The organism is Burkholderia sp. APQ4-4ca, from assembly GCF_057837105.1.
The window spans coordinates 12,002-36,539 of record NZ_JBYQCG010000110.1; the positions used below are offsets into that span (position 1 = coordinate 12,002).

Consider the following 24,538-nt stretch of genomic DNA (forward strand, 5'->3'; position numbering starts at 1 on the left):
ACGCACCCGCATGCCCACTCCATGCGACATATCTTCCTCGGCTGGCTGCTCGCCGCCGTCGTCTCGGCCGCCCACGCGGCCGCTCCCGCGCCGACCGCCGCGTCGGCCGCCTCCGGCGCCGCGCCCGCACTGACGCAGCAAGAAGCGCGGCAGGCACTGAATGTGCTCGAAAACCCGCGCGAGCGTGCGCAGGTCGAAACGACGCTGCGCGCGATCGCGGCCGTCGGCGCGTTGAGCGCGCCCGCGGTGCCGGCAAGCGCAGCGCCCGCGGCCAGCGGCGCATCGGCTGCCGCGGCGCCGGCCGCGCTCACGTCGAACGGGCTCGCCTCGATGCTCGTCCGCCAGGGATCGCGCTGGGCCACGCAGATCGGCAACGCGCTGCAGGAATCGCTGCACTCGCTGCTCGATATCGGTTCGGTGGGAAGCTGGTGGCATGCCAAGCTCGTGCGCGCCGACGAACGTGCGGACCTGACTCGCACGCTCGGCATTCTCCTCGCGGTGCTGCTGCCTGCGCTCGTCGTCGAATGGCTCGCGAAGCGGCTGCTGCGACGCGCACTGGCTGGGCTAGCCGCGCGCCGCGCGGTGCCCGATGCCGCCGCATCGGACGAGGACCCCGCGCCGCCGCCCGACACTTCCTCTCCGCCCGATACGTCCGCCCCGCCCGACGCCGCAGCCGCAGCCGCAGCCGCAGCCGCAGCCGCGGACACTGCCGACACCGCGCCCTCGCAAAGCCGAGGCCACGCCCGCCGGCACACCACGCTGCTGAACCGGATGCCGCGCGCACTCGTCAGTCTCGCGCTGCGCGCGGTGCCGCTGCTCGTGTTCGTCGGCGTCGCGAGCCTGACGATATCGTTGCTCGTCGAAGCCGACACGCCAATCGAATCGGCGCTCGAAGCGTTGATCGACACCTACGTGATCTGCCGGCTCGTCACGATCGTCAGCCGGCTGTTCTTCCAGCCGGACGCACGGCAGTTGCGGCTGCTGCATATCAGCGACGCATGGGCCGAGTTCGCGCAACGCTCGATCGGGCGGATCGTGATCGTGGTCGGCGCGTGCACGGCGGCCGTCGAGATCGCCGCGAACTTCGGCCTGACCGAAGCCGGCCACGTCGCGCTGCTGAAGGCCGTCGCGCTGGTCGGGCACGTGATGATCTCGGTGCTGATCCTGCAGTGCCGCCGGCCGGTCGCGGCACGCATCCGCGCCGCCGGCGCGGATCGTCCGGCCTTCACCGTCGTCGGCAACGCGCTCGCGGACGCATGGGCGCCCGTCTCCGTCTTCATCGTGATGGCGCTGTGGTTCGTGTGGGCGCTCGACGTCCACAACGGCTACCGCGTGCTGATCACGCTCGGCGGCCGCTCGATCGCCGTGATGATCGCGATGCGGATGGTGTCGATCGTCGTGTTCGGCGCGCTCGCGCGGCTGTTCCAGCGCCGCGAGGACGACCGCACGCTCGTTCATCTGCACGCGTACCGCTACTACCCGCTGCTGCGCCAGATCGTGTCGGCCGCGCTCGGCATCGTGACCGTCGTGCTGCTGCTGCAGATCTGGGGCGTGCCGATCTTCCGCGCATTCGAGACGGGCACGATCGGCCACCGGCTCGCGTCCGCGCTGGTCACGATCGCGATCGCGGCGATCGTCGCGCTCGTCGTGTGGGAAGCGGCCAACATCGCGATCGAGCGCCGGCTGCAACGCTGGACGCGCGAAGGCAACCTGGTGCGCGCCGCGCGGCTGCGCACGCTGCTGCCGATGCTGCGCTCGCTGCTGTTCGTGATGATCGCGCTCGTCGTCGTGCTGACGGGCCTCAGCGAACTCGGCGTGAACGTCGGCCCGCTGCTGGCCGGCGCCAGCATCTTCGGCGTCGCGCTCGGGTTCGGTTCGCAGAAACTCGTGCAGGATTTCATCACCGGGATCTTCCTGCTGATGGAAAACGCGATGCAGGTCGGCGACTGGGTCACGCTCGCCGGCGTGTCGGGCACGGTCGAATACCTGTCGATCCGCACCGTGCGGCTGCGCGCGGGCGACGGGTCGCTGTATACGATCCCGTTCAGCTCGGTGACGACCGTCAACAACACGAACCGCGGGCTCGGCAATGCGGCCGTCAAGGTCAGCATCGCGTATGGCGAGGACATCGAGCGCGCGATCGCGACGCTGAAGGAAATCGGCGCCGCGTTGCGCGACGATCCGAAGTACCACGACGGCATCCTGTCGGACTTCAGCTACTGGGGCATCGACCAGGTCGACGGCGCGGCGCTCGCGCTCGCCGGACAGATCCAGTGCACGGACTCGGCACGCTGGAGCGTGCAGCGCGAATTCAACCGGCGGATCGCGGAGACGTTCCGCGAACGCGGGATCCGGATCGCCAATCCGCAGCGCAGCGTCGTCGCCTATGCGGACGGATCGCGGCCCGTCGGCCACGATGAAAACGATCCGCGCGCCGACGCGCGGAATACCGCCGACCCGGCAGCCCCGCCGCCGTCGCCCGACGAAGCGGAGCGCAAGCCGGGTTGATCGCGATCGCCCGGGGCCGGTGACCGGCCACGCTCAACGGGCGGCAGGCTTCTTCACGCGCGCCGTGCTTTTCGCGGCGGGCGGCGCGGCCCTCGGCTTCGCCGCACGTTGTTTCGCCGCGGCACCCTGCCCGCGCTTCGGCGCGGATTCCCGGCCAGTGGCACCCGCATCGCGCTGCGCATGCCATTGCTCGAGCAGCACGCGCGTCTGGTCGGCAATCGTGTCGGTCACCAGCGCCGCGCGCTCGCCCTCGAACGCGTCCCATTCGAGCAAATGCAGCGCCGAACGCTGCGCGATGTGGAACACCGTGATCTGGCCGAACAGGCTCAGCGCGCGCAATCGCGTGACGGGATCGTCGGCCGGCCGCCCGGAGATGCGGCCGATCAGCTCGGCGCTCACGTCGTTCAGCGGCTTGCGCATGCGCGTCATCAGGATTTCGCTCGCGCTCGCCGGTTCCTGGCCGCCCTGCTCGCGCGCGAAGAACATCCGCTGGTTCATCGTCTTCGGCGCGGTGAACATCCGGTCCGACAGCGCACGCAGCAGCCCGATGAATGCGTCGATCAGCGCGTCGACGCTCGCGTGGGCGTCGAGCATCGCCCGCGCATGGCCGACCGCCGGCGCGAATACCTGCCAGCCGGTCTCCGCGATCGTCTCGACGCACGCGCGGTACACGCCTTCCTTGTTCTCGAAGTAATACTGGAGCGCTGGCGCGTTCACGCCTGCCATCGCGGCGATCTCGCGCGTCGACGCGCCCGCGAACCCGCGTTCGCCGAACAGTTCGATCGCCGCCTCGATGATCCGCTGGCGCGTTTCGTCGCCGCGCGCGTAGCCGCCCGCCGACGTGCGGCGCAGCTTCTTCGCTTCGTTCATGCCTTCCTCGTCATTCGCTCGATCGACATTCTACTTGACACAATTTTATCAACTGGAATAATTATTCCACTTGGAATAAATTGGATCCCGCATGTCGACGCCACAAGACCCGCCACAGAAAGCAGATCGTCAGGAAAACGGAACAATGCCCCGCAGCGGCAACGGCGGAACGAGGCGGCGCATCCTGCTCGTGGTCGCCGTGCTCGCGGCCGTCGGCGGCGCGGTGTGGCTCGGCCGCTGGTGGACGGTCGGCCGCTTCATCGAAAGCACCAACGACGCGTACCTGCAGGCCGACAGCATGACCGCCGCGCCGAAGGTCGCCGGCTACGTGACCGACGTCTACGTGCGCGACAACCAGCCCGTGAAGGCCGGCGATCCGCTCGTGCGGCTCGACGTCCGCCAGTACCAGGTGGCGCTCGCGCAAGCGCAGGCTACCGTCGACGCCCGCCGCGCCGATATCGCGCGCGCCGAGGCCGACATCAGCCAGCAGCGCGCGAATCTCGACCAGGCCGACGCGCAGGCCAAGGTGTCGCGCATCAACGCGCAGCACGCGGGCGACGAATACACGCGCTATGCGCCGCTCGCGGCGACCGGCGCCGAAACGCACGAACGCGTGGCCGACCTGAAAAGCACGCGCGACCAGGCGCTCGCGACGCTCGCCGCGAACAACGCGTCGATCGCCGCCGCCCGCACGCAGATCGCGTCGTTCACCGCGCAGCTCCAGCAGGCGCGCGCGCAGCTCGAGGCCGCGCAGGCCAGCGCCGCGCAGGCGCAGCTCGACCTCGACAACACGATCGTGCGCAGCACGCTCGCGGGCCGCGTCGGCGATCGCACGGTGCGCGTCGGGCAATACGTGCAGCCCGGCACGCGCCTGCTGACCGTCGTGCCGGTCGACGCGGTCTATCTCGTCGCGAACTTCAAGGAAACGCAAATCGGCAACATGCGCATCGGCCAGCCCGTCGAGCTGCATGTGGACGCGCTGCCGGACGGCCCGCTGTCCGGCGTCGTCGACAGCTTCGCGCCCGGCACCGGCGCGCAGTTCGCGCTGCTGCCGCCGGAGAACGCGACCGGCAACTTCACGAAGATCGTCCAGCGCGTGCCGGTGCGCATCCGCCTCGCCGCGAACGCCCGCGCGCAACGCATGCTGTTGCCCGGGCTGTCGGTGACGGTCGACGTCGATACGCGCTCGGCCCGCGACGAGCAGCATCATGGCTGATACGCCCGCCACGATACCCATGCCGCCGCACGAAGGCCGCGCGAGCGTGACCGACTGGATCGCGGTCGCGGCCGGCGCGCTCGGCGCGCTGATGGCGACGCTCGACATCTCGATCACGAACTCCGCGCTGCCGCAGATCCAGGGCGAAATCGGCGCGACCGGCACCGAAGGCACGTGGATCTCGACCGGCTACCTGATGTCGGAAATCGTGATGATTCCGCTCGCCGCGTGGCTCACGCGCGTGTTCGGGCTACGCAATTTCCTGCTGACGAACTCCGCGCTGTTCATCGCGTTCTCGATGATGTGCGGCTGGTCGCATTCGCTGCCGATGATGATCGCCGGCCGGATCGGCCAGGGCTTCACCGGCGGCGCGCTGATCCCTACCGCGCAGACGATCATCCGCACGCGCCTGCCGCTGTCGCAGTTGCCGGTCGGGATGACGCTGTTCGGCCTGATCGTGCTGCTCGGGCCGCTGTTCGGCCCGGTGCTCGGCGGCTGGCTCGCGGAAAACGTGAACTGGAGCTGGTGCTTCTTCCTGAACCTGCCCGTGTGTCTGCTGCTGATGGCGCTGCTGGTGTTCGGCCTGCCGTCGGACCGCCCGCAATGGAGCGCGTTCTTCAACGCGGACTGGCTCGGCATCTTCGGCCTCGCGATCGGCCTGAGCTCGCTGACCGTCGTGCTCGAGGAAGGCCAGCGCGAACGCTGGTTCGAATCGCAGATGATCGTCACGCTGAGCGTCGTGTCGTTCGTCGGGATGGTCCTGATCGCGCTGTCGCAGCGCTTCGCGAAGCGGCCGATCATGCGGCTGTCGCTGATGCGCAACCCGCGCTACGCGAGCGTGATCGTGATCGTGTCCGCGGTCGGCGCCGGGCTGTACGGCGTGTCCTACCTGCTGCCGCAGTTTCTCGCGATCGTCGCCGGCTACAACGCGGAACAGGCCGGCGCGATCATGCTGCTGTCGGGGCTGCCGGCCTTTCTCGTGATGCCGATCCTGCCGCGCCTGCTCGGCAAGGTCGATTTCCGCATCCTCGTGATCACGGGGTTGCTGCTGTTCTGCCTGAGTTGCATGCTCGACATCAGCCTGACCGCGCAGAGCGTGGGCCACGATTTCGTGTGGTCGCAACTGATCCGCGGCCTCGCGCAGATGCTCGCGATGATGCCGTTGAACCAGGCGTCGATGGCGGCCGTGGCCCGCGAAGACTCCGGCGATGCGGCCGGGCTCTACAACATGGCGCGCAACCTCGGCGGCTCGATCGGGCTCGCGATCATCGGCACCGTGATCGACCGGCGCACGACCTTCCATACGGCCGCGCTGCGCGAATCGGTGACCGCGAATTCGCTGATCGGCCAGGACCGCCTGTCGGCCTATGCGGTCAACTGGTTCGCGCACACCGGCGATCTCGCGTATTCGAACATGCGCGCGCTCGGCCAGCTGGCGCAGCAGATCCAGATCCAGGCCGTCGTGATGACCTACTCCGAAACCTTCTATCTGCTGGGCCTCGCGCTGCTCGCCTGCGTGCCGCTCGCGCTGCTGCTGAGAACGCCGCGCGGGCCGCAACCGATGTCGTCCGGCCATTGACCCGTCATACGCGATGAAATCCTTTTCCCTGCCCCGCCGCCCCGCGCTCACCCTGTGCGCGGCCGCGTGCCTGCTCGCCGGCTGCACGGTCGGCCCCGACTATCGCGGCGCGCCCGCCGCACCGGATGCGCCGACCTTCGTGCGTGCGCCGGCCACCGGCGTCGACACCGCCGCGCCTGCACCGAGCGCGTGGTGGCACGCGCTGAACGATCGCCAGCTCGACGAGCTGATCGTCGCCGCGCTCGTGTACAACCCCGATCTGCACGCGGCACAGGCCCGCTTGCGCGCGGCGCGTGCGCAGCTTTCGCAACAGCGCGCGGCGCAGCTGCCGAAATCGTCGGCCACCGTCGCCGCCATCCGCATGCGCGAACCGGACGTCAGCGCGCTCGGCTCGCTGTTGCCGTCGAACGGCTCCGGCCAATCGAGCGGCACGTCGCCGTCGCTCGGCGGCTCGGGGCCGCTGCAACTCTATTCGGCGGGCTTCGACGCGACCTGGGAAATCGACCTGTTCGGCGGCACGCGCCGCGCGGTCGAAGCCGCATCCGCGCAGGCCGAGGCCGTCGACGCCGATCTCGCCGACACGCAGGTGTCGATCGCGGCCGAAGTCGCGAATGCGTACGTCGACCTGCGCGACCAGCAGCAACGACTTGCGTTGTCGCGACGCACCGCGCAATTGCAACAGCAGATGCTCGAACTCACGCAGCAGCGCCGCGCGCGCGGCGTCGCGGCCGATGCGGACATCGAGCGGCTGACGACGCAGGTCGAGAACACGCGCGCGTCGCTGATCCCGCTCGATGCCCAGGTGACCGAATCGCTCGACCGGCTCGCGATCCTGACGGGCCGCGCGCCCGGCGCGCTCGACGCCGCGCTGTCGGCACCGGACGCCGCATTGCCGACGCTGCCCGGCAGCGTCGCCATCGGCGATCCGGCCACGCTGCTCAAGCAACGCCCCGACATCCGTGCGGCCGAACGCCGGCTCGCGTCGAGCAATGCGCAGATTGGCGAGCATATCGCCGACTATTTCCCGAAGGTAACGTTGCTCGGCGATCTCGGCTTCAGCGCGACCGACCCCGGCCACCTGTTCCGCAAGCAGAATTTCACGTGGGTCGGCGCGCCGTATCTGCAATGGAACATTCTCGATTTCGGACGCACGCGCGGTGCGGTGCGCGCGGCCGAAGCATCACGCGACGAAGCGGAAGCGAATTATCAAAAGGCCGTGCTCGGTGCCTTGCAGGATGCCAACACTGCACTGCAGCGTTACGGGCATCAGCGCGAGCACGTCGTCGCGTTGACGAAGGTGCAGACGTCGGCCGTGCATTCGCGCGCACTGATGGACCAGCGCTATCGCGCAGGCGTCGCGTCGATGATCGACCTGCTCGACACGCAACGCGAAGCGCTCGCCACGCAGCAGAACGTGATCGCCGGGCAGGCCGAACTGATCAAGGATTACGTGTCGGTGCAGAAGAGCCTCGGGCTCGGATGGCAGGCAAACGCCGGTTGACGGCGCGGCCACAAATCATGCACGACCGATGCGTCATGCTCGTCGAAACAATTCGGCCATCACTCATTGCGCGCGCAACAATACTGCTGCGTTCCCTGCGCGACGAGCAGGCTCGCGCCGCATCGACGCCGCGGCTATCGAAAACATATCGAATTTCAATTAGCCAATCGTCTGACGATATCTTCTAATTCAGTCGGCTTCCCCACCACCGATCGGATTCAAGGAGTTCCATCGTCATGTCCTCATCTTCCCATCGCGTGCTGCGGCACGCAGTCGCCGCGATCTGCGTCGCACTGTCCGCCTCTCCGTACGCCGCCGAACTCACGCGCGACACCGGCGCGCCTGTCGGCGACAACCAGAATTCGCAGACGGCCGGCCCCGCCGGCCCGGTGCTGCTGCAGGATTCCGCGCTCATCGAGAAGCTGCAGCGCTTCGATCGCGAGCGCATTCCGGAACGCGTCGTGCATGCGCGCGGCACCGGCGCCTTCGGCGAGTTCGTGCCGAGCGCCGACATCTCCGACCTGACGAAGGCGAAAGTCTTCACGCCGGGCACCCGCACGCCGGTGTTCGTGCGCTTCTCCACCGTGATGGGCTATCGCGGCTCGCCGGAGCAGGCACGCGACCCGCGCGGCTTCGCGGTGAAGTTCTATACGCAGCAAGGCAACTGGGACATGGTCGGCATCAACTGGCCGGTGTTCTTCATTCGCGACGGCATCAAGTTCCCCGACTTCGTGCACGCGAACAAGCCGAGCGCCGTGACCGGCGTGCAGGACCCGAACCTCGCGTTCGACTTCTTCGCGCACACGCCCGAAGCGACCCACATGCTGACGCGGCTGTACACGGACGAGGGCATGCCCGATTCGTATCGTCACATGGACGGCTTCGCGGTGCATGCGTTCAAGTTCGTCAATGCGCAAGGCGAGGTGCACTACGTGAAGTTCCACTGGAAGAGCCAGCAAGGCGTGCACGGTCTGCGTCCGCAAGAAATCGCCGCATCGATCGGCCGCGACTGGAACCTGATGACGAACGACCTGTACGGCGCGCTGAAACGGGGCGATTTCCCGAAGTGGGACCTGTACGTGCAGGTGCTCACGCCGAAGGACCTGAACCGCTTCGACTTCGACGCGCTCGACGACACGAAGGTGTGGACCGGCGTGCCTGAACGCAAGATCGGCACGATGACGCTCAACCGCGTGCCCGACAACTACTTCCAGTCGACCGAGGAATCGGCGTTCGCGCCGTCGCGGCTCGTGCCGGGGATCGAGCCGTCCGAAGACCGGATGCTGCAGGATCGCCTGTTCGCGTACGCCGACACGCAGATGTACCGGCTCGGCGCGAACTACATGGACCTGCCGATCAACCGCCCGGTCGTGCCGGTGGTCAACAACAACCAGGACGGCAAGATGAATGCCGGCGACCGCAAGGGCGAGGTGAATTACGAGCCGTCGACGCTGAACGAACTCGCGCAGGATCCGCAGTACAAGTCGGTCCGCATGGCGCTCAGCGGCACGACGCAGCAGGAAGCGATCCGCAAGAAGCTGCCGTTCCGTCAGGCGGGCGAGTACTACCGCAGCCTGTCGCAGCAGGACAAGGACGACCTCGTCACCGCGCTGTCCGGCGACCTCGGCCAGGTGAAGAACGCGCAGAACCAATACGCGATGCTGTCGTACTTCTACAAGGCCGACGCCGACTACGGCACGCGCCTCGCACAGGCCGTTCACGCGAACGTCCAGCAAGTGCAGTCGCTCGCGGCGAAGCTGGGCGACAACTGATCTCGCGACGCCGGTCGCCGCCGACGTGTGCGCTCCCGCCGCGCACGTCGGCCCGCCCCTTTCATCAGGACTTCCCCATGCGATCCGAACGCTTCACCCACGCGATTCGCGCGGCCGCGGCGGCGCTCGCGCTGACTGCACTCGCCGGCTGCGCGCACCTGCCCGACCAGCCGACGTACGGCAAGGCCGACCCTGCCGCGCTGCACCGCTATGACGACGACTGGTTCGACGCCGCGCGCGTCGGCCGCGTCGATATCCTCCGCGCGCTGCATGACGCCGGCTATCCGGTCGACGCGACCGACAGCCACGGCTATACGGCCGTGATCCTCGCGTCGTACGACGGCCAGCCCGCGGCGCTCGACTACCTGTTGTCGGCGGGCGCGGATGCGTGCATCGGCGATCGTCACGGCAACACCGCGCTGATGGGCGCGCTGTTCCGGAACGAACCCGACATCGCGCGGCGCCTGATCGACACGCGCTGCCCGATCGACCAGACGAACGGCGCCGGCGAAACCGCGCTGGGGTTCGCGACGCTGTTCAACCGCTTCGAGCTGATTCCACTGCTCGTCGCGCATGGCGCGAATCCGAACCATGTCGACCGGCGCGGCCAATCGCTGCTTCAGCTCGCGCTGACGCACGACAACACGTATGCCGCGGACGCCCTGCGCAATGCCGGCGCCAAACCGTAGCGCGCCTGCGCGTCGAATCGAGCGCCCCATTCGCTGACCCGATCGGCGTCGCCGATCGCGCGAGGCGCCGTGTCCCCCCACGCGTGTGCCCAGCGGCCCCGTCGTCGCCGGCCAGTTGCTGGCGCGCCGCCTCGTCGGATGGTTCGGCTGGCGCCGACGAGCCCCGGCGATTCGAACGTTTCCTCGATAACGAACGGCCGTTTCAATACGCATCGGAAAGGATCGGCGAGTCGCTTTCTGCATTACCTGTCATGCCGGTTTCGAACATTACAAAATGCCGCCGATCTTTCAAAATCATTGCGTCTTATTCGATTTAATATTGTTTCATATAATCAAAAAAAGTTTGACACCGTACTTTCGTTCTTGATACCGTCCGATGCAAGCAATCCGACGGATTGCCCGCCACGCAATCGATTCCGCTCCACGTTTTTTCGCTTCCGCTGCACCGAAGTACGCGCTGCCGAATGACTCGTTCGCTCGCCGGCGCGTGCAGCATCCCGATGCATTTCACTGGACGGCTGCCATCCGGCAGCGGGCCGAAGGATCGAATCAAATGAGCAGGATAACGAAGCTGTTGCTCTAGCAATCCCGCCCGCGCCGACTCCGGCGCGACTGCCCCGCCCTGCGGTGCAGCCTTTCCCGTTACCGCGTTTTCCGTATTTCGCCCCCGGAGAAAAACCACTTTCCGGATCGGGCGAAAGGCCCTGTCGCGTCCGTGCCATCCGCCTGCATGCGACAGAAAACGGCGGTGCATGACCCGCACCGCCGTCGACCGTTGTTGTTCGTGCCGTTCGTTGTTCAACCGGAGGGGTAATTCAAATGAATCAGGTTGCAAACAAGAAACAAAAGCACATTCGCACCGTCAATCTCGCACTCGCCGTCGCCGCAGCCGCCGCTTCGTTCGGCATGGCGGCCGCCCATGCCGCGCCTGCGGCCGGCTGGACGGAAACGCGCACCAAAGGGTTCCTGCCGCTCGTGCAGCAGAACGAAGCCGGCACGACCGGCGCGCCCGCCGCGAGCACGGCCGCCGCTGCCGCCTCGGCCATCGACATGGCGCCCGGTGAATCGGTGGACATCGTGCTCGGGCTGAACCTGCGCAACGAGGCCCAGCTCGACCAATACCTGCGCGACCTGCATACGCCCGGCTCGCCGCACTACCGGCAGTTCCTCACGCCTGCGCAATTCGCCGCGCAATACGCACCGACCGACCAGCAGGTCGCGTCCGTCGTCGCCCACCTGCGCAAGGCCGGCTTCGTGAATATCGTGGTCGCACCGAACCGGCTGCTGGTCTCCGCGTCCGGCACCGCGGCAACCGTCCAGGCCGCGTTCCGCACGACCCTCAAGCGCTTCACGCGCAACGGTCGCAGCGTCTATGCGAACACCGACGCCGCGCAGGTGCCGAATGCGATCGGCAACGTCGTCGGCTCGGTGCTCGGCCTGCAGAACGTCGAGCTCGTGCATACGGGCGCGGGCAGCAAACCGCAAGGCAACACCAGCAACCTGACGATCCCGGCCGGCGCGTCGGCGGTGCCGCACAATCCGACCGAGTTCTCGTCGATCTACGGCGGCGACGGCACGCCGACGGCCTCGCAGACCACGGTCGGCATCATCTCCGAAGGCGACCTGTCGCAGACGGTGAGCGACCTCAATACGTTCGCCGCGAACAACGGCCTCGGTACGATCAGCAGCAGCATCGTGAAGACGGGCCCGTCCGGCAGTTCGTACACCGACACCGACGGCACCGTCGAGTGGAACCTCGACAGCCAGTCGATCGTCGGCGCGGCCGGCGGCAGCGTGAAGCAGGTCGTGTTCTACGTCGCGCCGTCGATGACGCTCACCGCGATCACGGCCGCCTACAACAAGGCCGTGACCGACAACGTCGCGAAGGTGATCAACGTATCGCTCGGCGTGTGCGAATCGTCCGCGAACAGCACCGGCTCGCAGGCGACCGACGACACCATCTTCAAGCAGGCGGTCGCGCAAGGGCAAACCTTCTCGGTTTCCGCCGGCGACCACGGCGCGTACGAATGCGCGAGCGGCACGCCGTCGCGCTCGACCTACACGGTGAGCGAGCCGGCCACGTCGCCGTACGTGGTCGCGGTCGGCGGCACGACGCTGTTCACCAATACGTCGACCAATGCGTACAACAGCGAAATCGTCTGGAACGATCCGAGCTGGCAGCCGGGCACCGTGTGGTCGACGGGCGGCGGGTACAGCAAGTACGAGACCGCGCCGACGTGGCAGTCGTCCACCCTCACCGGCTCGACCAAGCGCGCGCTGCCCGACGTCGGCTTCGACGCCGACCTGCGCACGGGTGCGATTCTCGTCGTGAACGGCCAGACGTCCGACACGCTGTGGGGCTCGGGCTATCTGAACAACGAAGGCGGCACGAGCCTCGCCGCGCCGATCTTCACCGGCATCTGGGCGCGGCTGCAGTCGGCCAACAACAATGCGCTCGGGTTCCCGGCGTCGAGCATCTACAAGTACTTCCCGACCAACGCGGCGCTGCTGCACGACGTCACGTCCGGCAACAACGGCAGCGGCACTTACGGCTACAAGGCGAAGGCCGGCTGGGATGCGACGACGGGCTTCGGCAGCGTGAACATCTCGAAGCTGAACGCGTTCATCCAGAGCACATCGGATTTCGCACGCTGATGAATCGCTGACAGAACCGGGGGCGGGAGCGCGACGTATCACGCGCGCCGGGGCCGCACCCCACCCATCGCGTTGAATAAACCCGCGAAGGCTGCGAAGCCATCGCGGGTTTCTGCATTCAGCACCCAGTCGCCACGCGCGGCGAGCGACACGCGCGCCCCAACCTTGCAATCGTTGCGCAAACAACTTTCATGTGGGTTACCGCGCGCCCGCCTGCCTGCTTACGCACTGCAAGGTACACACTGTTACACAACACCGCGACAACTTCCGTGCATATCGTGCGTTTAACTAAAGGTATCGATTCGTCGCGGGCCAACCACCATGCGAACACGATCCAGCCGCCCGATCCGGCCAATGCCACCGGAATCTGCGCGGACGTCCGCAACACGGTGTTCAAGTCGATCGCGCGGCCCGCGTGCCTGCCAACGCTGCCATCACACAGAACGAACAACATGAACCACACACGTGCACACCGCCCCGTCAGGACGCTGATCGCGTCGTCCGTCATCGTGTCGCTGCTCGGCCTGTCGGCCTGCAAGCACGACGACGGCAGCACCGCCGCGCCGGCCAGCGATGCGAACGCCGCCTCGGCGGCCCAGCCCGCGTCGACGCCCGTCGCGTACACGCCGCCGAGCGCCGACCAGCTCTATCAAATGGTCGCGCCGATCGCGCTGTTCCCCGACAAGCTGGTCGCATTGGTGCTGGCGGGCGCAACCTATCCGGACCAGATAACCGCCGCGAATACATGGGTGACGCAAAATCCGTCGTTGAAGGGCCAGGCGCTAGCGACCGCCGCCGATGCACAACCGTGGGACCCGTCCGTCAAGGCGCTGACCGCGTTCCCCGCGGTGCTGTCGCAAATGGCGTCGAACCAGGCCTGGACCACCTCGCTCGGACAGGCGTACTACAACGATCCGACCGACGTGATGAATGCGATCCAGGTGATGCGCCAGCGCGCGCAGAAGTCCGGCCATCTTCGCTCCAGCGGCCAGATGCGTGTCACGCAAGTCGCGCAGGCTGCGCCGGCAGGCTACACGCCGGCCACCGACGCACCGGTGGTCTACAGCGGGCCGGCGATCGTGCCGCCGCCCGAACAGGCGATCGCGATCGAGCCCGCGCAGCCCGATGTCGTGTACGTGCCGTCGTACAACCCGGCCGTCGTCTACGGCGAGCCGGTTTCGTCCTATCCCGGCTACGTGTATCGGCCGCCCGCCTACAACACCGGCGAGATCGTCACGGCCGGCCTGATCACGTTCGGCGTCGGCGTCGCCGTCGGCGCCGCGATCTTCGGGCATCACGACTGGGGCTGGCATGCATGGGGCGTGAACTGGGGCGCGCCGCGCCCGGAAGGCCCGGCATGGCACGGCGGCTGGCAGCGCCCGGCCGTGGTGTACAACCACACCACGTACGTGACGAAGTCGACCACGGTGATCAACAACATCACGAACATCCGCAACACACGCATCACGAACAACTACGGCGGCAACGTCACCAACAATAGCGCGACGATCGAGCGCAATACGATCCGGCCGGGCGCGGAGCCGATGCATGGCCAGGCCATGGCGCGGCATCCGGGCGCCGCGCCGATGACGATGCCGCACTTCGTTGCAAACGACGCGCGCCCCGGTGCGCGACCAGCGCCCGAAGCATTCGCGCAGAATCGCGCGAATGCGCCGCATGCCGAGGCGCCCGCGTCGCATCCGCCCGGTGCGACGCACGACGAGCGGCAGCAGGCGATGCAACGCGAGCGGGCCGCGCAGGAAACTCGCGTGGCGCAGCAACAACGGCAACGCGAGGACATGCAGCAACGCGACGCAGCCCGGCAGCGCGAAGAAATACAGCAACGCAATGCCGCGCAGCAGCAGGCACGCGCTCAGGCGCAGCAACGCAACGAAGTGCAACAACAACAGCAGCGCATGGAAGCGCAGCAACGTAACGAGGCTCAGCAGCAACAGCGGAGCGAGGCGGCCCAACAGCAACAACGCAAGGAGATGCAGCCGCACCCCGAAGCGCCACCACACGAACATGCGTCACCGCAGCCTCGGCAAGCGGCGCCCGAGCATGCGCACACGTCGCATCCGGCCGAGTCGCACCCGCAACACGAGTCGCGCGAACATCGGCCGGGTTAACGCACGACGCGCCGGCATCTCGGCCATGCGGGCGCGATACGGCCCGTCATGCCATTCAATCGGCCCAGTTCCGGACATAGTCCGGCACCGGCACGTTGCCGCCCGCATGAACCGGTGCGCCACGTGCCGTCTTCAGCGGCAGGATCCCGGCCCACACCGCCAGCCCGAGATCCTCTTCCTTGTCGGACGGCAGCGAATCGCTGATTTTCACGGCCGCTTCCGCCATCGAAATCCGCAGCACGCTCGTCGCATTGATTTCCTTCGAATTGCCCGGCCGCGCTTCGTGCTTGCGGCCTGGCGCGATCTTGTCCATCAACGCATCCAGCGCGGCGAGTTTTTCCGCGCTGCCTTCGATCATGTCGAACTGCCCGTAGATCACCGCGGACCGATAATTCATCGAATGGTTGAAGGCGGCCCTGGCCAGCACGAGACCATCCAGCAGCGTTATGGCGACGCACGCCTGCGCGCCCGCCGACAGCGCCTTGATCATCCGGCTGCCGTTGGACCCGTGGATATAGAGCACGTCGCCCGTCCTCCAGTGCGCGGTCGGGATGCAGTGGGTGTTCTGCCCGTCGCCGAACGCGACGTGACAGACGTACGCGTCGTCCACGATGCGGTAGAGCATCGTGCGATCGTGACTCGCCAGTTCAGGCAGGCGGCGAATGGTCGTGCGTGGTGTGGAAGAGAGCGTGGTCTGTTCATTCATATATCTGTACTGCAAAATTAATTGTATCGGTATCGTGCAGTATCCCGGCGTGAGCACGCGATTGCCTAGCCCATCGACAGTTGCTCGCCGAATCGAGCCAAATACACGCACATCGAAAGTGGCTAGTCGCGCCGCTCGCCGGCCATGTGCGGCGCTGAGCACCGCTCACAGTTGCGATTCGATCGGAAACAGCCCGAGGAACCACACTTCCATCCGCCGCCCGGCGGACACCTCCGGCTCGTGATCGATTTCGGTGACTTTCCCGTCCGCATCGGTCTGAACCCACTTGAGCCGCCCTTCGCCCGCGGGATCGGTTCTGGCTTCGACACGCCACGCGATCCGGTCGAGCCGCGATTCCAGATCGTTGGCCACCTGCGACGCAATCGCAGGGCTCTCGCAGTAAAGGCCGATCTCCGTATTGAGGTTCAGCGAGCGCGGATCGAGATTCATCGATCCGATGAAGATGCTCGTGTGATCGAACACGTAGGTCTTCGCATGCAGCGACGCGCGCGACGAGCCGATGATGACCTGCTTCGAAATGCTCTTGTCGCCCGAGGGCCGGCGCTCGTAAAGCCGCACGCCTGCGTTCACGAGTTCGCTTCGATAGCGCCGGTAGCCGGCATGTACGGCCGCCACGTCGGTCGACGCGAGCGAATTGGTCAGCACCGTCACGCGCACGCCGCGCGCCACGAGCGCGCGCAGCCGCTCGACGGCGTCCTTGCCCGGCACGAAATACGGCGACACGATCAGCAGGTCGTGCTGCGGCTGCAACGCAAGCGCACGCAACTGCGGCATCAGGTGCCCGTCGCGGTCCTTCGGCGGGTGCGCGATCTTCGACGGATCGTCGTACAGCACCGTCGCATGCCCCCACGACAATTCCGTGCCCTGCCCGTGGACGATCCGGTCGAGCCGCTGGCGGGCCTCGAGCACGTACGGATTGTCTTCCATCTCTCTCAGGTAGTCGCGCAACCGTTCGCGCTCGTGGTCGAGGCCGCCCGGCGCCGCCTCGTGCCCGACCAGCGTATCGACCGGATACGCATACGGCGAATTCCAGAACGTATCGAATTCGGTCGAGATGTCCTTCACGACAGGGCCGTGGACGACGACGTCGAGATCGCCGAATTCCAGCATCGACGATGCGCCGAAATATTCGTCGCCGATATTGCGGCCGCCGACGATCGCCGCCTGGTTGTCCGCGATCATCGCCTTGTTGTGCATGCGCCGGTTGACGCGCGAGAACTCGAACACGGTGCCGATCTTCTTGAACCGGCGCGTGGCCACCGGATTGAACAGCCGGATCTCGATGTTCGGATGCGCGCTGATCTCGAGCAGCTTGCGGTCGTCCGCGTTGGTGCCGAGATCGTCGAGCAGCGCGCGCACGCGCACGCCGCGATCGGCCGCACGCATGATCGCGTCGGCCAGTTGGTGCCCGGTCAGGTCGTCGTGCCAGATGTAGTACTGAAGGTCCAGCGAGCGGTCGGCGCGGTCGGCGAGCAACACGCGCGCGTCCAGCGCGTCGACCGGATCGGTCAGCAAATGAAACGCGTCCTGCCCCGGATGCGCGGCAGCCTGCTGGCGAAATGCCACGCCGAGGCGCGTGTCGTCGGTATCGGCGAATGCATGCGTCGGTGCGCGATCAGCCAGCGGCGGCAGGCTCGCGCATGCGACAAGCATCAGCAACGACAGAATCGCACTCCACGAACGCAGCATGATCATGTTGGCCGCCCCCCACTGTCGGGCGAAGTCGGATTGTGTTTGTTCTGGCTGGGCTGCCGGACGGAGCGCGGCGCGGCTCCACGGTGCGCGCTACGGAGCCGCGTGCGACCGGATCGCGCTACAGCATACTTCGATTGATATCGGGGCGGCACGCTTTCCGTGTTTCCGCGGTGGCGAAGATGCGACAGGCGGCGCCGGTGCGCCAAAGAAAAACCCGCGACGTCATGCGGCATCGCGGGTTTCGCGGCTTCCGCGGACAACCGTGGAAGCGAATCTGGTGGGCCCCCCGGGAGTCGAACCCGGCACCAACGAATTATGAGTTCGCTGCTCTAACCAAGCATGAGCTAGGGGCCCAGACGAGAAGCAAGGCGTGCTACACGCCACCCCGGCAACGAGGCCGGGCCGGCATTGTAACAACAAAGACGACAAAGGGAACGAACGCCACCGGCATCATGCGGATACCGGCGGCGTTCGTGGCAGAGACGCCGGAAATCAGTTCCCTTCGAGGAACGACTTCAGCTTGTCGGAACGGCTCGGGTGACGCAGTTTGCGCAGCGCCTTGGCCTCGATCTGACGGATCCGCTCGCGCGTGACGTCGAACTGCTTGCCGACTTCCTCGAGCGTGTGATCGGTGCTCATCTCGATACCGAAGCGCATCCGCAGCACCTTCGCCTCGCGCGGCGTCAGCGAATCGAGCACGTCCTTCACGACGTCGCGCATGCTCGCATGCAGCGCGGCATCCGCCGGCGCGACCGTGTTGGTGTCCTCGATGAAGTCGCCGAGATGGGAATCGTCGTCGTCGCCGATCGGCGTTTCCATCGAGATCGGCTCCTTCGCGATCTTCATGATCTTGCGGATCTTGTCTTCCGGCATCTCCATCTTCTCGGCGAGCGTGGCCGGATCCGGCTCGAGACCGGTTTCCTGCAGGATCTGCCGCGAGATGCGGTTCATCTTGTTGATCGTTTCGATCATGTGAACCGGAATACGGATCGTGCGCGCCTGGTCGGCGATCGAGCGCGTGATGGCCTGACGGATCCACCACGTCGCATAGGTCGAGAACTTGTAGCCGCGACGGTATTCGAACTTGTCCACCGCCTTCATCAGGCCGATGTTGCCTTCCTGGATCAGGTCGAGGAACTGCAGGCCGCGGTTCGTGTACTTCTTCGCGATCGAGATCACGAGACGCAGGTTCGCCTCGGTCATTTCACGCTTCGCCTGACGTGCCTTCAGTTCGCCGGCCGCCATCTGGCGGTTGGTTTCCTTCAGGTCCTTCAGCGGCAGCACGACGCGCGCCTGCAGGTCGAGCAGGCGCTGCTGCTGTTCGCGGATCGCCGGAACGTTACGCGACAGCACCGCACTGTACGAATGGCCTTCGGCCGTGATCTTCTCGGCCCAGTCGAGATCGGTCTCGCTGCCCGGGAAGCGCGCGATGAATTCCGAGCGCGGCATGCCGCACTTGTCGACGACGATGTGCAGGATCTGACGCTCGACCTGACGCACTTCGTCCACCTGCGCACGCAGCGTGTCGCACAGGCGTTCGACGGTACGCGCGGTGAAGCGGATCGTCATCAGCTCGCTCTGGATCGTTTCCTGCGCCTTCAGGTAGGCCTTCGACTTGTAGCCTTCCTTTTCGAACGCGCGGCGCATCTTGTCGAACCACTCGCTGATCTGCGAGAACTTCTCGAGCGACGCACGCTTGAGGGCTTCGAGTTGGGCGGCGTTGGCCGATGCCTGCGCGGCACCGTCGTCTTCCTCCTCTTCCTCTTCTTCCTCTTCCTCTTCGGCTTCCTCGTCCTCGTTCTCGATGGCTTCCGCTTCCTTCGCGGAGAAACCGTCCGTATCGGCGGAGTCCGAAGCATTCGGATCGAGCAGGCCGTCGACGAGCTCGTCGACGCGGATCTCTTCGTTCGCGACGCGTTCGGCCATCGCGAGGATGTCGGCAATCGTCGTCGGGCACGCGGAGATGGCCATCACCATGTGGCGCAGGCCGTCCTCGATCCGCTTCGCGATCTCGATTTCGCCTTCGCGCGTGAGCAGCTCGACCGTGCCCATCTCGCGCATGTACATCCGGACCGGATCGGTCGTGCGGCCGAATTCCGAATCGACGGTGGACAGCGCGACTTCCGCTTCCTCCTCGACTTCGTCGTCCGACGACGCGGCGGGCGCGTTGTCGTTCAAGAGCAGCGTTTCCGCGTCCGGCGCCTGCTCGTAAACCGCCACGCCCATGTCGTTGAACGTGCCGATGATGCCCTCGAGGGCTTCCGTCTCGGTGAAGTTGTCCGGCAGGTGGTCGTTGATTTCGGCGTACGTGAGGAAGCCGCGCTCCTTGCCGAGCTTGATCAGCGCGCGCAGCTTCACGCGGCGCTCTTCGAGCTCCTCGGCCGTGCCCGGCGTGCTCGTCGCGAACGCTTCCTTCAGCAGCGCCTTTTCCTTGGCGCGACGATCGCGCACCTTGGACTTGCCCGGTGCAGCCGCGGCTGCGGGCTGCTCGTCGCTCTGATTTGCGTCGTCTTCGACGGATACTTCGTTCAGCTTTTTGGTCATGGAGTTCGCCGTACCGGCTATATCGACTCGCGGCTGCTGGACGACAGCCGGTTGAACCGTGGGTGCATGAGTAGTACGTACTGCCGTTTCGTCCGCGTCGGCAGTCGTGTCCCTTGCGCTTTTCGCACTTGCCCGCTTCGCCGCCGGCTTGGCCGGCCCGGAGTCGGGTCTCGCGGCAGCCCGTGTTCTGGCTGCCGGCGCCGGCGCAGCCTGAGCAGTGCCGGCCGCGGTTTTCTTTCCTGCAGGGGCTGACGTGGCTGAAGACGTTGTCCTGGCGGAAGAAGCAGACTTGGCCGCTGTGACCTTCTTGGTCGGCTCCGTCGAGCCCTTGCCTGCTGCTTTCTTTCCGCCTGTCGTCTTTGCCATCGCGATTCTCGCCTCTGCTTGGAAAACAAACCGCTGGAAACCTTATATTATAGCATGCTGGGGAGCCCTCTCTAAGCGCCCCGGCCGCCTACAGCCCGAGCCGACGCTTCATGTCGGTTCGCTGCTGGTTCAAGTCCGTCAATTCGGCCAATTCCTCGGGGGTGAAGGTGGATTGCCGCGCCAGCCTGTCCAGCCGGTCGCAGCAAGCGTCATAGCGCATCTTGAGCACCGCTGCCTGCAGCTCCTCCCCCGCAATCCGCTCCTGCTCACGCTGCCGCTCGGGCACCGTCTCGTCTTCCGGATTCTGTAACAGCAAATCGCGGACGTTTTCATCATAGTCCAGAATTTCGCGGAAGATTTCCTCGTAAGTCGCCCCATTCGAGGACGTCCTCAGGACATCCGACAGCAGCCGGAACTCCGCGCCGTCGCCCAGCGCACGCGCATGATCGACGACTTCCGCGAACAGCTCGCCGATGCGCGGCAGCGCGCGCAGGGTCGCAATCTGTTCGTCGTCGAGCTGCGATGCGACGCGCGGATGCATCACCAGCGTACGCAACGCGCGCTTTTCGCTGTCCGTCACGCGGCGCCGCTCGCTGCGCGCGGGCGCCTGCCGCGGCGGCGTCGCGATGCGCGTATCGACGTCGGACAGCGCAGCGACCTCTTCGAACGGGATATCGAGGCGATCGGCGAACATATGCATGATCTGCGCGCGCAACGCGTTCGCGGGCAGCGCCTGCAACAGCGGCTTCGCATCGAACAGCGCCTTCGCGCGGCCTTCCGGCTGATCGAGCGCCTTGCCGGCAATTGCTTCGTTCAACAGAAATTGCGACAGCGGCATCGCGCGTTCGACCTGCTCGGAGAACGCATCCGCGCCGAACTCGCGCACGTAGCTGTCCGGATCGTGCTCGGTCGGCAGAAAAAGGAACCGGATCGTGCGGTTGTCGCCCGCATGCGGCAGGCAGGCCTCGAGCGCGCGCCGGGCCGCGCGCCGCCCGGCCGAATCGCCGTCGAAACTGAAAATGACCGTGTCGGTCTGGCGCAGCAGTTTTTGCACGTGAATCGGCGTGCACGCGGTGCCGAGCGTCGCGACCGCGTTCGGAAAGCCGAGCTGCGCGAGCGCGACGACGTCCATGTAGCCTTCGACGACCAGCACGTACTTGCGCTCGCGAATCGCGAGGCGCGCCTCGAACAGCCCGTACAGCTCGCTGCCCTTGTTGAACAGCGGCGTTTCCGGTGAGTTCAGATACTTCGGCTCGCCGCTGCCGAGCACGCGGCCGCCGAAACCGATCACCTGCCCCTTCACGTTGCGGATCGGGAACATGATCCGCTCGCGGAACCGGTCGTAGCGGCGCGCGACGCCCTGCGCGTCGGTTTTCTCGCTGACGATCACGAGCCCCGCCTCGACGAGCGATTCGTCGCGATAGTCGGGGAACGCGGCTTCGAGGTTCTGCCAGCCGTCCGGCGCATAGCCGAGACCGAAGCGCGCGGCGATCTCGCCGGTCAGGCCCCGGTTCTTCAGGTACTGGATCGCGACGGTCGCGCCGCGCAACTGCTTGCGGTAGTAGTCGCACGCGGCCGTCATCGCATCGGACAGCGCGGTCGCCACCGATTTCGACACGGGCGCCGGATAGTCGCCGCCACCGCCTCCGCCGCCACCGCGCATCGACGGCTCGTGCGGCACGGTCAGCCCGACGGATTGCGCGAGTTCCTGCACGGCTTCCGGGAACGTGAGCCCCGCGTGTTCCATCAGGAAGCCGATCGCCGTGCCGTGCGCACCGCAACCGAAGCAGTGATAGAACTGCTTGGTCGGGCTGACGGTAAACGACGGACTCTTCTCGTTATGGAACGGGCACAGCCCCATGAAGTTGGCGCCGCCCTTCTTGAGCTGCACGTACCGGCCCACCACGTCGACGATATCGACGCGGTTCAGCAAATCCTGCAGGAACGAATGCGGAATCACCGTGGGATCGAGCGAAAAAAGACAATACGACGCCCGGCGCACGCATCGCTGGGCGCGCCGGGAACGGGTTTTACTTCGTGAGCGCGGCCTTGACCTGCGCGGAAACGGCCGTCATGTCGGCACGGCCGGCGAGCTTGCCCTTCAGCACGCCCATCACCTTGCCCATGTCCTGCGGACCGGCTGCGCCGGTTTGCGCGACCGCCGCCTGGACCTCGGCCGCCACTTCGGCGTCCGACAGCTGCGCGGGCATGTAGCCGCCCAGCACGGCCAGCTCGGCCTGCTCCTTCGCGACCAGATCGTCACGGCCGGCCGCCTGGAACTGGCTGATCGAATCCTTGCGCTGCTTGATCATCTTGTCGATCACGGCCGTGATGCCCGCGTCGTCGAGCGTGACCCGGTCGTCGACTTCGCGCTGCTTGATCGCGGCCATCAGCAGGCGAATCGTTGCCAGGCGCTCGCTTTCCTTCGCGCGCATCGCGGCCTTCATGTCTTCGCTGATCTGCTCTTTCAAACTCATCTTTCACCCGGGATGGAAACGTGAATCCGACGCCCGCGAACGGGCGTCAACACAAAAACCCGCTTGGGACAGTGTCTCAAGCGGGTTGCTCGAATCCGGCATCGGCGACTCGCCGCCTGATCGGCTGCGCGACCGCACCCGATCGCACGGAGTCGCCGGTGCGCCGCTCAGCGAACCGCGCGGCGCCCAATCGTTCAGTACAGTTTCTTCGGCAGCGTCTGGCTGCGAATACGCTTGTAATGACGCTTCACCGCAGCGGCCTTCTTACGTTTGCGTTCTGCGGTCGGCTTCTCGTAAAACTCACGCGCACGAAGCTCGGTCAACAGACCGTTCTTCTCGATCGTGCGCTTGAAGCGACGCATTGCAACTTCGAACGGCTCGTTCTCTTTAACGCGAATGATCGTCATGATCCGACACGAATAAAGGTTTGCAGGGAAAGACTACCGAGTATAGCAGAGCGATGGGTCAAAGGCACGGACCCCATCCCCGCCGGAACGTCGCCGGCCGGCGCGTCAGGCGCCTCGCGCGTACTCGGCCGCGGCCTGCCCGGCCGCCGTGCCGGACGCCCACGCCCACTGGAAATTGTAGCCGCCCAGCCAGCCCGTCACGTCCACCGCCTCGCCGACGAAGAACAGCCCGGGCACGCGCGCGCTCATCATCGTCGCCGACGACAGCTCCCGCGTATCGACCCCGCCCTTCGTCACTTCGGCCTTCTTGTAGCCTTCGGTGCCGTTCGGCGTCAGCGTCCAGCCGGACAGCGCGTCGCCGATCTGGCGCAGCGTCTTGTCGGGCAGATCCGCGAGCCGCGCGTCGGCCGCGACGCGATGCGTATCGAGCCACGCATGCGCGAGGCGCGACGGCACCCACTCCGCGAGCAGCGAACCGATCTGGCGCTTCGACGTGCGTTTCGCGTCGAGCAGGTCGGCCACCGTGTCGCGCTGCGGCAGCAGGTCGATGCGGATCGGATCGCCGGGCTGCCAGTAGCTCGAGATCTGCAGGATGCCCGGCCCGGACAGCCCGCGATGGGTCAGCAGCAGGTCCTCGACGAATTCGCCACCGCGTTTTTTGTCGCCGGTCGATACGCGCACTTCGAGCGACACGCCGGACAGCGCCGCGAACGGCGCCCAGTCCTGCGGCGCGAACGTCAGCGGCACGAGCGCGGGCCGCATATCGACGAGCTTGTGGCCGAACTGCTTCGCGAGCCGGTAGCCGAAGTCGGTCGCGCCGATCTTCGGGATCGACAGGCCGCCGGTCGCGACGATCAGCGCGCGCGCGCCGATCGGGCCGGCCTGCTGCGTGTCGAGCGTGAAGCCGCCGGCCGGCGCATGGCGCACCGCGTCGACGACGACGGGCCGGCGCCACGCAATGCCGCCCGCGTCGCACTCGTGCTTCAGCACGTCGATGATCGCGTCGCTGCCGTGATCGCAAAAGAGCTGGCCCTTGTGCTTTTCGTGCCAGCTCACGTGATGGCGCTTGAGCAGCCCGAGGAAGTCGCGCGGCGTATAGCGCGCCAGCGCCGAACGCGCGAAATGCGGATTCGACGACAGGTAGTTGTCGGGCCCGGCGTACAGGTTCGTGAAGTTGCAGCGGCCGCCGCCCGAGATGCGGATTTTCTCGGCGAGCCGCGGTGCGTGATCGATCAGCACGACGCGGCGGCCGAGTTGCCCCGCAACCGCGGCGCTCATCATGCCGGCGGCGCCCGCGCCGATCACGGCGATGTCATAGGTTTCCATGGCGCGGATTGTACCTGTCCACCCTCGGGCCCGGGCCGCCCGCGGCGGCCGCGAGCCCCGGCCTGCTATAATTTCGG

16 protein-coding genes and 1 tRNA gene are annotated in these 24,538 nt (G+C 66.5%); 8 read left to right on the top strand and 9 right to left on the bottom strand.

Annotated elements, in window-relative coordinates; all coding sequences use genetic code 11:
* Nucleotides 1-21 precede the first annotated feature (21 nt).
* Complete coding sequence (locus AC3IFE_RS13720; protein ID WP_489190850.1) at nucleotides 22-2,508, top strand: mechanosensitive ion channel family protein; 2,487 nt, start codon at nucleotides 22-24, stop codon at nucleotides 2,506-2,508.
* 33 nt (nucleotides 2,509-2,541) lie between these two features.
* Here the strand turns inward: AC3IFE_RS13720 and AC3IFE_RS13725 are convergent, their stop codons facing one another.
* Nucleotides 2,542-3,378 carry a CerR family C-terminal domain-containing protein gene (locus AC3IFE_RS13725; RefSeq protein WP_489190851.1) on the bottom strand — a complete coding sequence of 279 codons (837 nt, stop codon included), beginning with the start codon at nucleotides 3,376-3,378 and terminating at the stop codon, nucleotides 2,542-2,544.
* A 91-nt stretch (nucleotides 3,379-3,469) separates the two neighbouring features.
* Between AC3IFE_RS13725 and AC3IFE_RS13730 the strand changes: the two genes are divergently transcribed.
* From AC3IFE_RS13730 to AC3IFE_RS13760, 7 genes are all read left to right on the top strand, one after another.
* Nucleotides 3,470-4,594, top strand: coding sequence for an HlyD family secretion protein (locus tag AC3IFE_RS13730; RefSeq protein WP_489190852.1), 1,125 nt, complete (start codon nucleotides 3,470-3,472; stop codon nucleotides 4,592-4,594).
* The gene (locus AC3IFE_RS13735) at nucleotides 4,587-6,173 is read left to right on the top strand and encodes an MDR family MFS transporter (RefSeq protein WP_489190853.1); all 1,587 of its coding nucleotides are present in this window, start codon (nucleotides 4,587-4,589) and stop codon (nucleotides 6,171-6,173) included. The genes AC3IFE_RS13730 and AC3IFE_RS13735 overlap by 8 nt, the downstream gene beginning before the upstream one ends.
* 13 nt (nucleotides 6,174-6,186) lie before the next feature.
* Nucleotides 6,187-7,674 carry an efflux transporter outer membrane subunit gene (locus AC3IFE_RS13740; protein WP_489190854.1) on the top strand — a complete coding sequence of 496 codons (1,488 nt, stop codon included), beginning with the start codon at nucleotides 6,187-6,189 and terminating at the stop codon, nucleotides 7,672-7,674.
* Between the two features lie 236 nt (nucleotides 7,675-7,910).
* Nucleotides 7,911-9,446, top strand: a complete 1,536-nt coding sequence (locus tag AC3IFE_RS13745; RefSeq protein WP_489190855.1) for a catalase — start codon at nucleotides 7,911-7,913, stop codon at nucleotides 9,444-9,446.
* Between the two features lie 77 nt (nucleotides 9,447-9,523).
* Nucleotides 9,524-10,135, top strand: coding sequence for an ankyrin repeat domain-containing protein (locus AC3IFE_RS13750; protein ID WP_489190856.1), 612 nt, complete (start codon nucleotides 9,524-9,526; stop codon nucleotides 10,133-10,135).
* An 819-nt stretch (nucleotides 10,136-10,954) separates the two neighbouring features.
* A complete protein-coding gene (locus tag AC3IFE_RS13755) occupies nucleotides 10,955-12,790 on the top strand; it encodes a S53 family peptidase (protein ID WP_489190857.1) in 1,836 nt (611 codons plus the stop codon).
* 452 nt (nucleotides 12,791-13,242) lie between these two features.
* Nucleotides 13,243-14,919: a DUF3300 domain-containing protein gene (locus tag AC3IFE_RS13760; protein ID WP_489190858.1), complete on the top strand. Its 1,677-nt coding sequence runs from the start codon at nucleotides 13,243-13,245 to the stop codon at nucleotides 14,917-14,919.
* Between the two features lie 55 nt (nucleotides 14,920-14,974).
* Here the strand turns inward: AC3IFE_RS13760 and AC3IFE_RS13765 are convergent, their stop codons facing one another.
* The 8 genes from AC3IFE_RS13765 to AC3IFE_RS13800 all read right to left on the bottom strand — a co-directional run bounded on the left by AC3IFE_RS13765 (nucleotide 14,975) and on the right by AC3IFE_RS13800 (nucleotide 24,470).
* Nucleotides 14,975-15,625 (bottom strand): pyridoxamine 5'-phosphate oxidase family protein, encoded by a 651-nt coding sequence (locus tag AC3IFE_RS13765; protein ID WP_489190859.1) that lies wholly within the window; start codon nucleotides 15,623-15,625, stop codon nucleotides 14,975-14,977.
* Nucleotides 15,626-15,790: 165 nt separating this feature from the next.
* Nucleotides 15,791-17,341: a phospholipase D family protein gene (locus AC3IFE_RS13770; RefSeq protein ID WP_489190860.1), complete on the bottom strand. Its 1,551-nt coding sequence runs from the start codon at nucleotides 17,339-17,341 to the stop codon at nucleotides 15,791-15,793.
* Nucleotides 17,342-17,616: 275 nt separating this feature from the next.
* Nucleotides 17,617-17,695 (bottom strand) — tRNA-Ile (locus AC3IFE_RS13775).
* A 138-nt stretch (nucleotides 17,696-17,833) separates the two neighbouring features.
* The gene (gene rpoD, locus AC3IFE_RS13780) at nucleotides 17,834-20,251 is read right to left on the bottom strand and encodes an RNA polymerase sigma factor RpoD (protein ID WP_489190861.1); all 2,418 of its coding nucleotides are present in this window, start codon (nucleotides 20,249-20,251) and stop codon (nucleotides 17,834-17,836) included.
* 88 nt (nucleotides 20,252-20,339) lie between these two features.
* The gene (gene dnaG, locus AC3IFE_RS13785) at nucleotides 20,340-22,211 is read right to left on the bottom strand and encodes a DNA primase (RefSeq protein ID WP_489190862.1); all 1,872 of its coding nucleotides are present in this window, start codon (nucleotides 22,209-22,211) and stop codon (nucleotides 20,340-20,342) included.
* 70 nt (nucleotides 22,212-22,281) lie between these two features.
* Nucleotides 22,282-22,728, bottom strand: coding sequence for a GatB/YqeY domain-containing protein (locus tag AC3IFE_RS13790; protein ID WP_050011331.1), 447 nt, complete (start codon nucleotides 22,726-22,728; stop codon nucleotides 22,282-22,284).
* A 194-nt stretch (nucleotides 22,729-22,922) separates the two neighbouring features.
* Nucleotides 22,923-23,135 (bottom strand): 30S ribosomal protein S21, encoded by a 213-nt coding sequence (gene rpsU, locus AC3IFE_RS13795; RefSeq protein ID WP_006479415.1) that lies wholly within the window; start codon nucleotides 23,133-23,135, stop codon nucleotides 22,923-22,925.
* A 105-nt stretch (nucleotides 23,136-23,240) separates the two neighbouring features.
* Complete coding sequence (locus AC3IFE_RS13800) at nucleotides 23,241-24,470, bottom strand: BaiN/RdsA family NAD(P)/FAD-dependent oxidoreductase (RefSeq protein ID WP_489190865.1); 1,230 nt, start codon at nucleotides 24,468-24,470, stop codon at nucleotides 23,241-23,243.
* Nucleotides 24,471-24,538 lie beyond the last annotated feature (68 nt).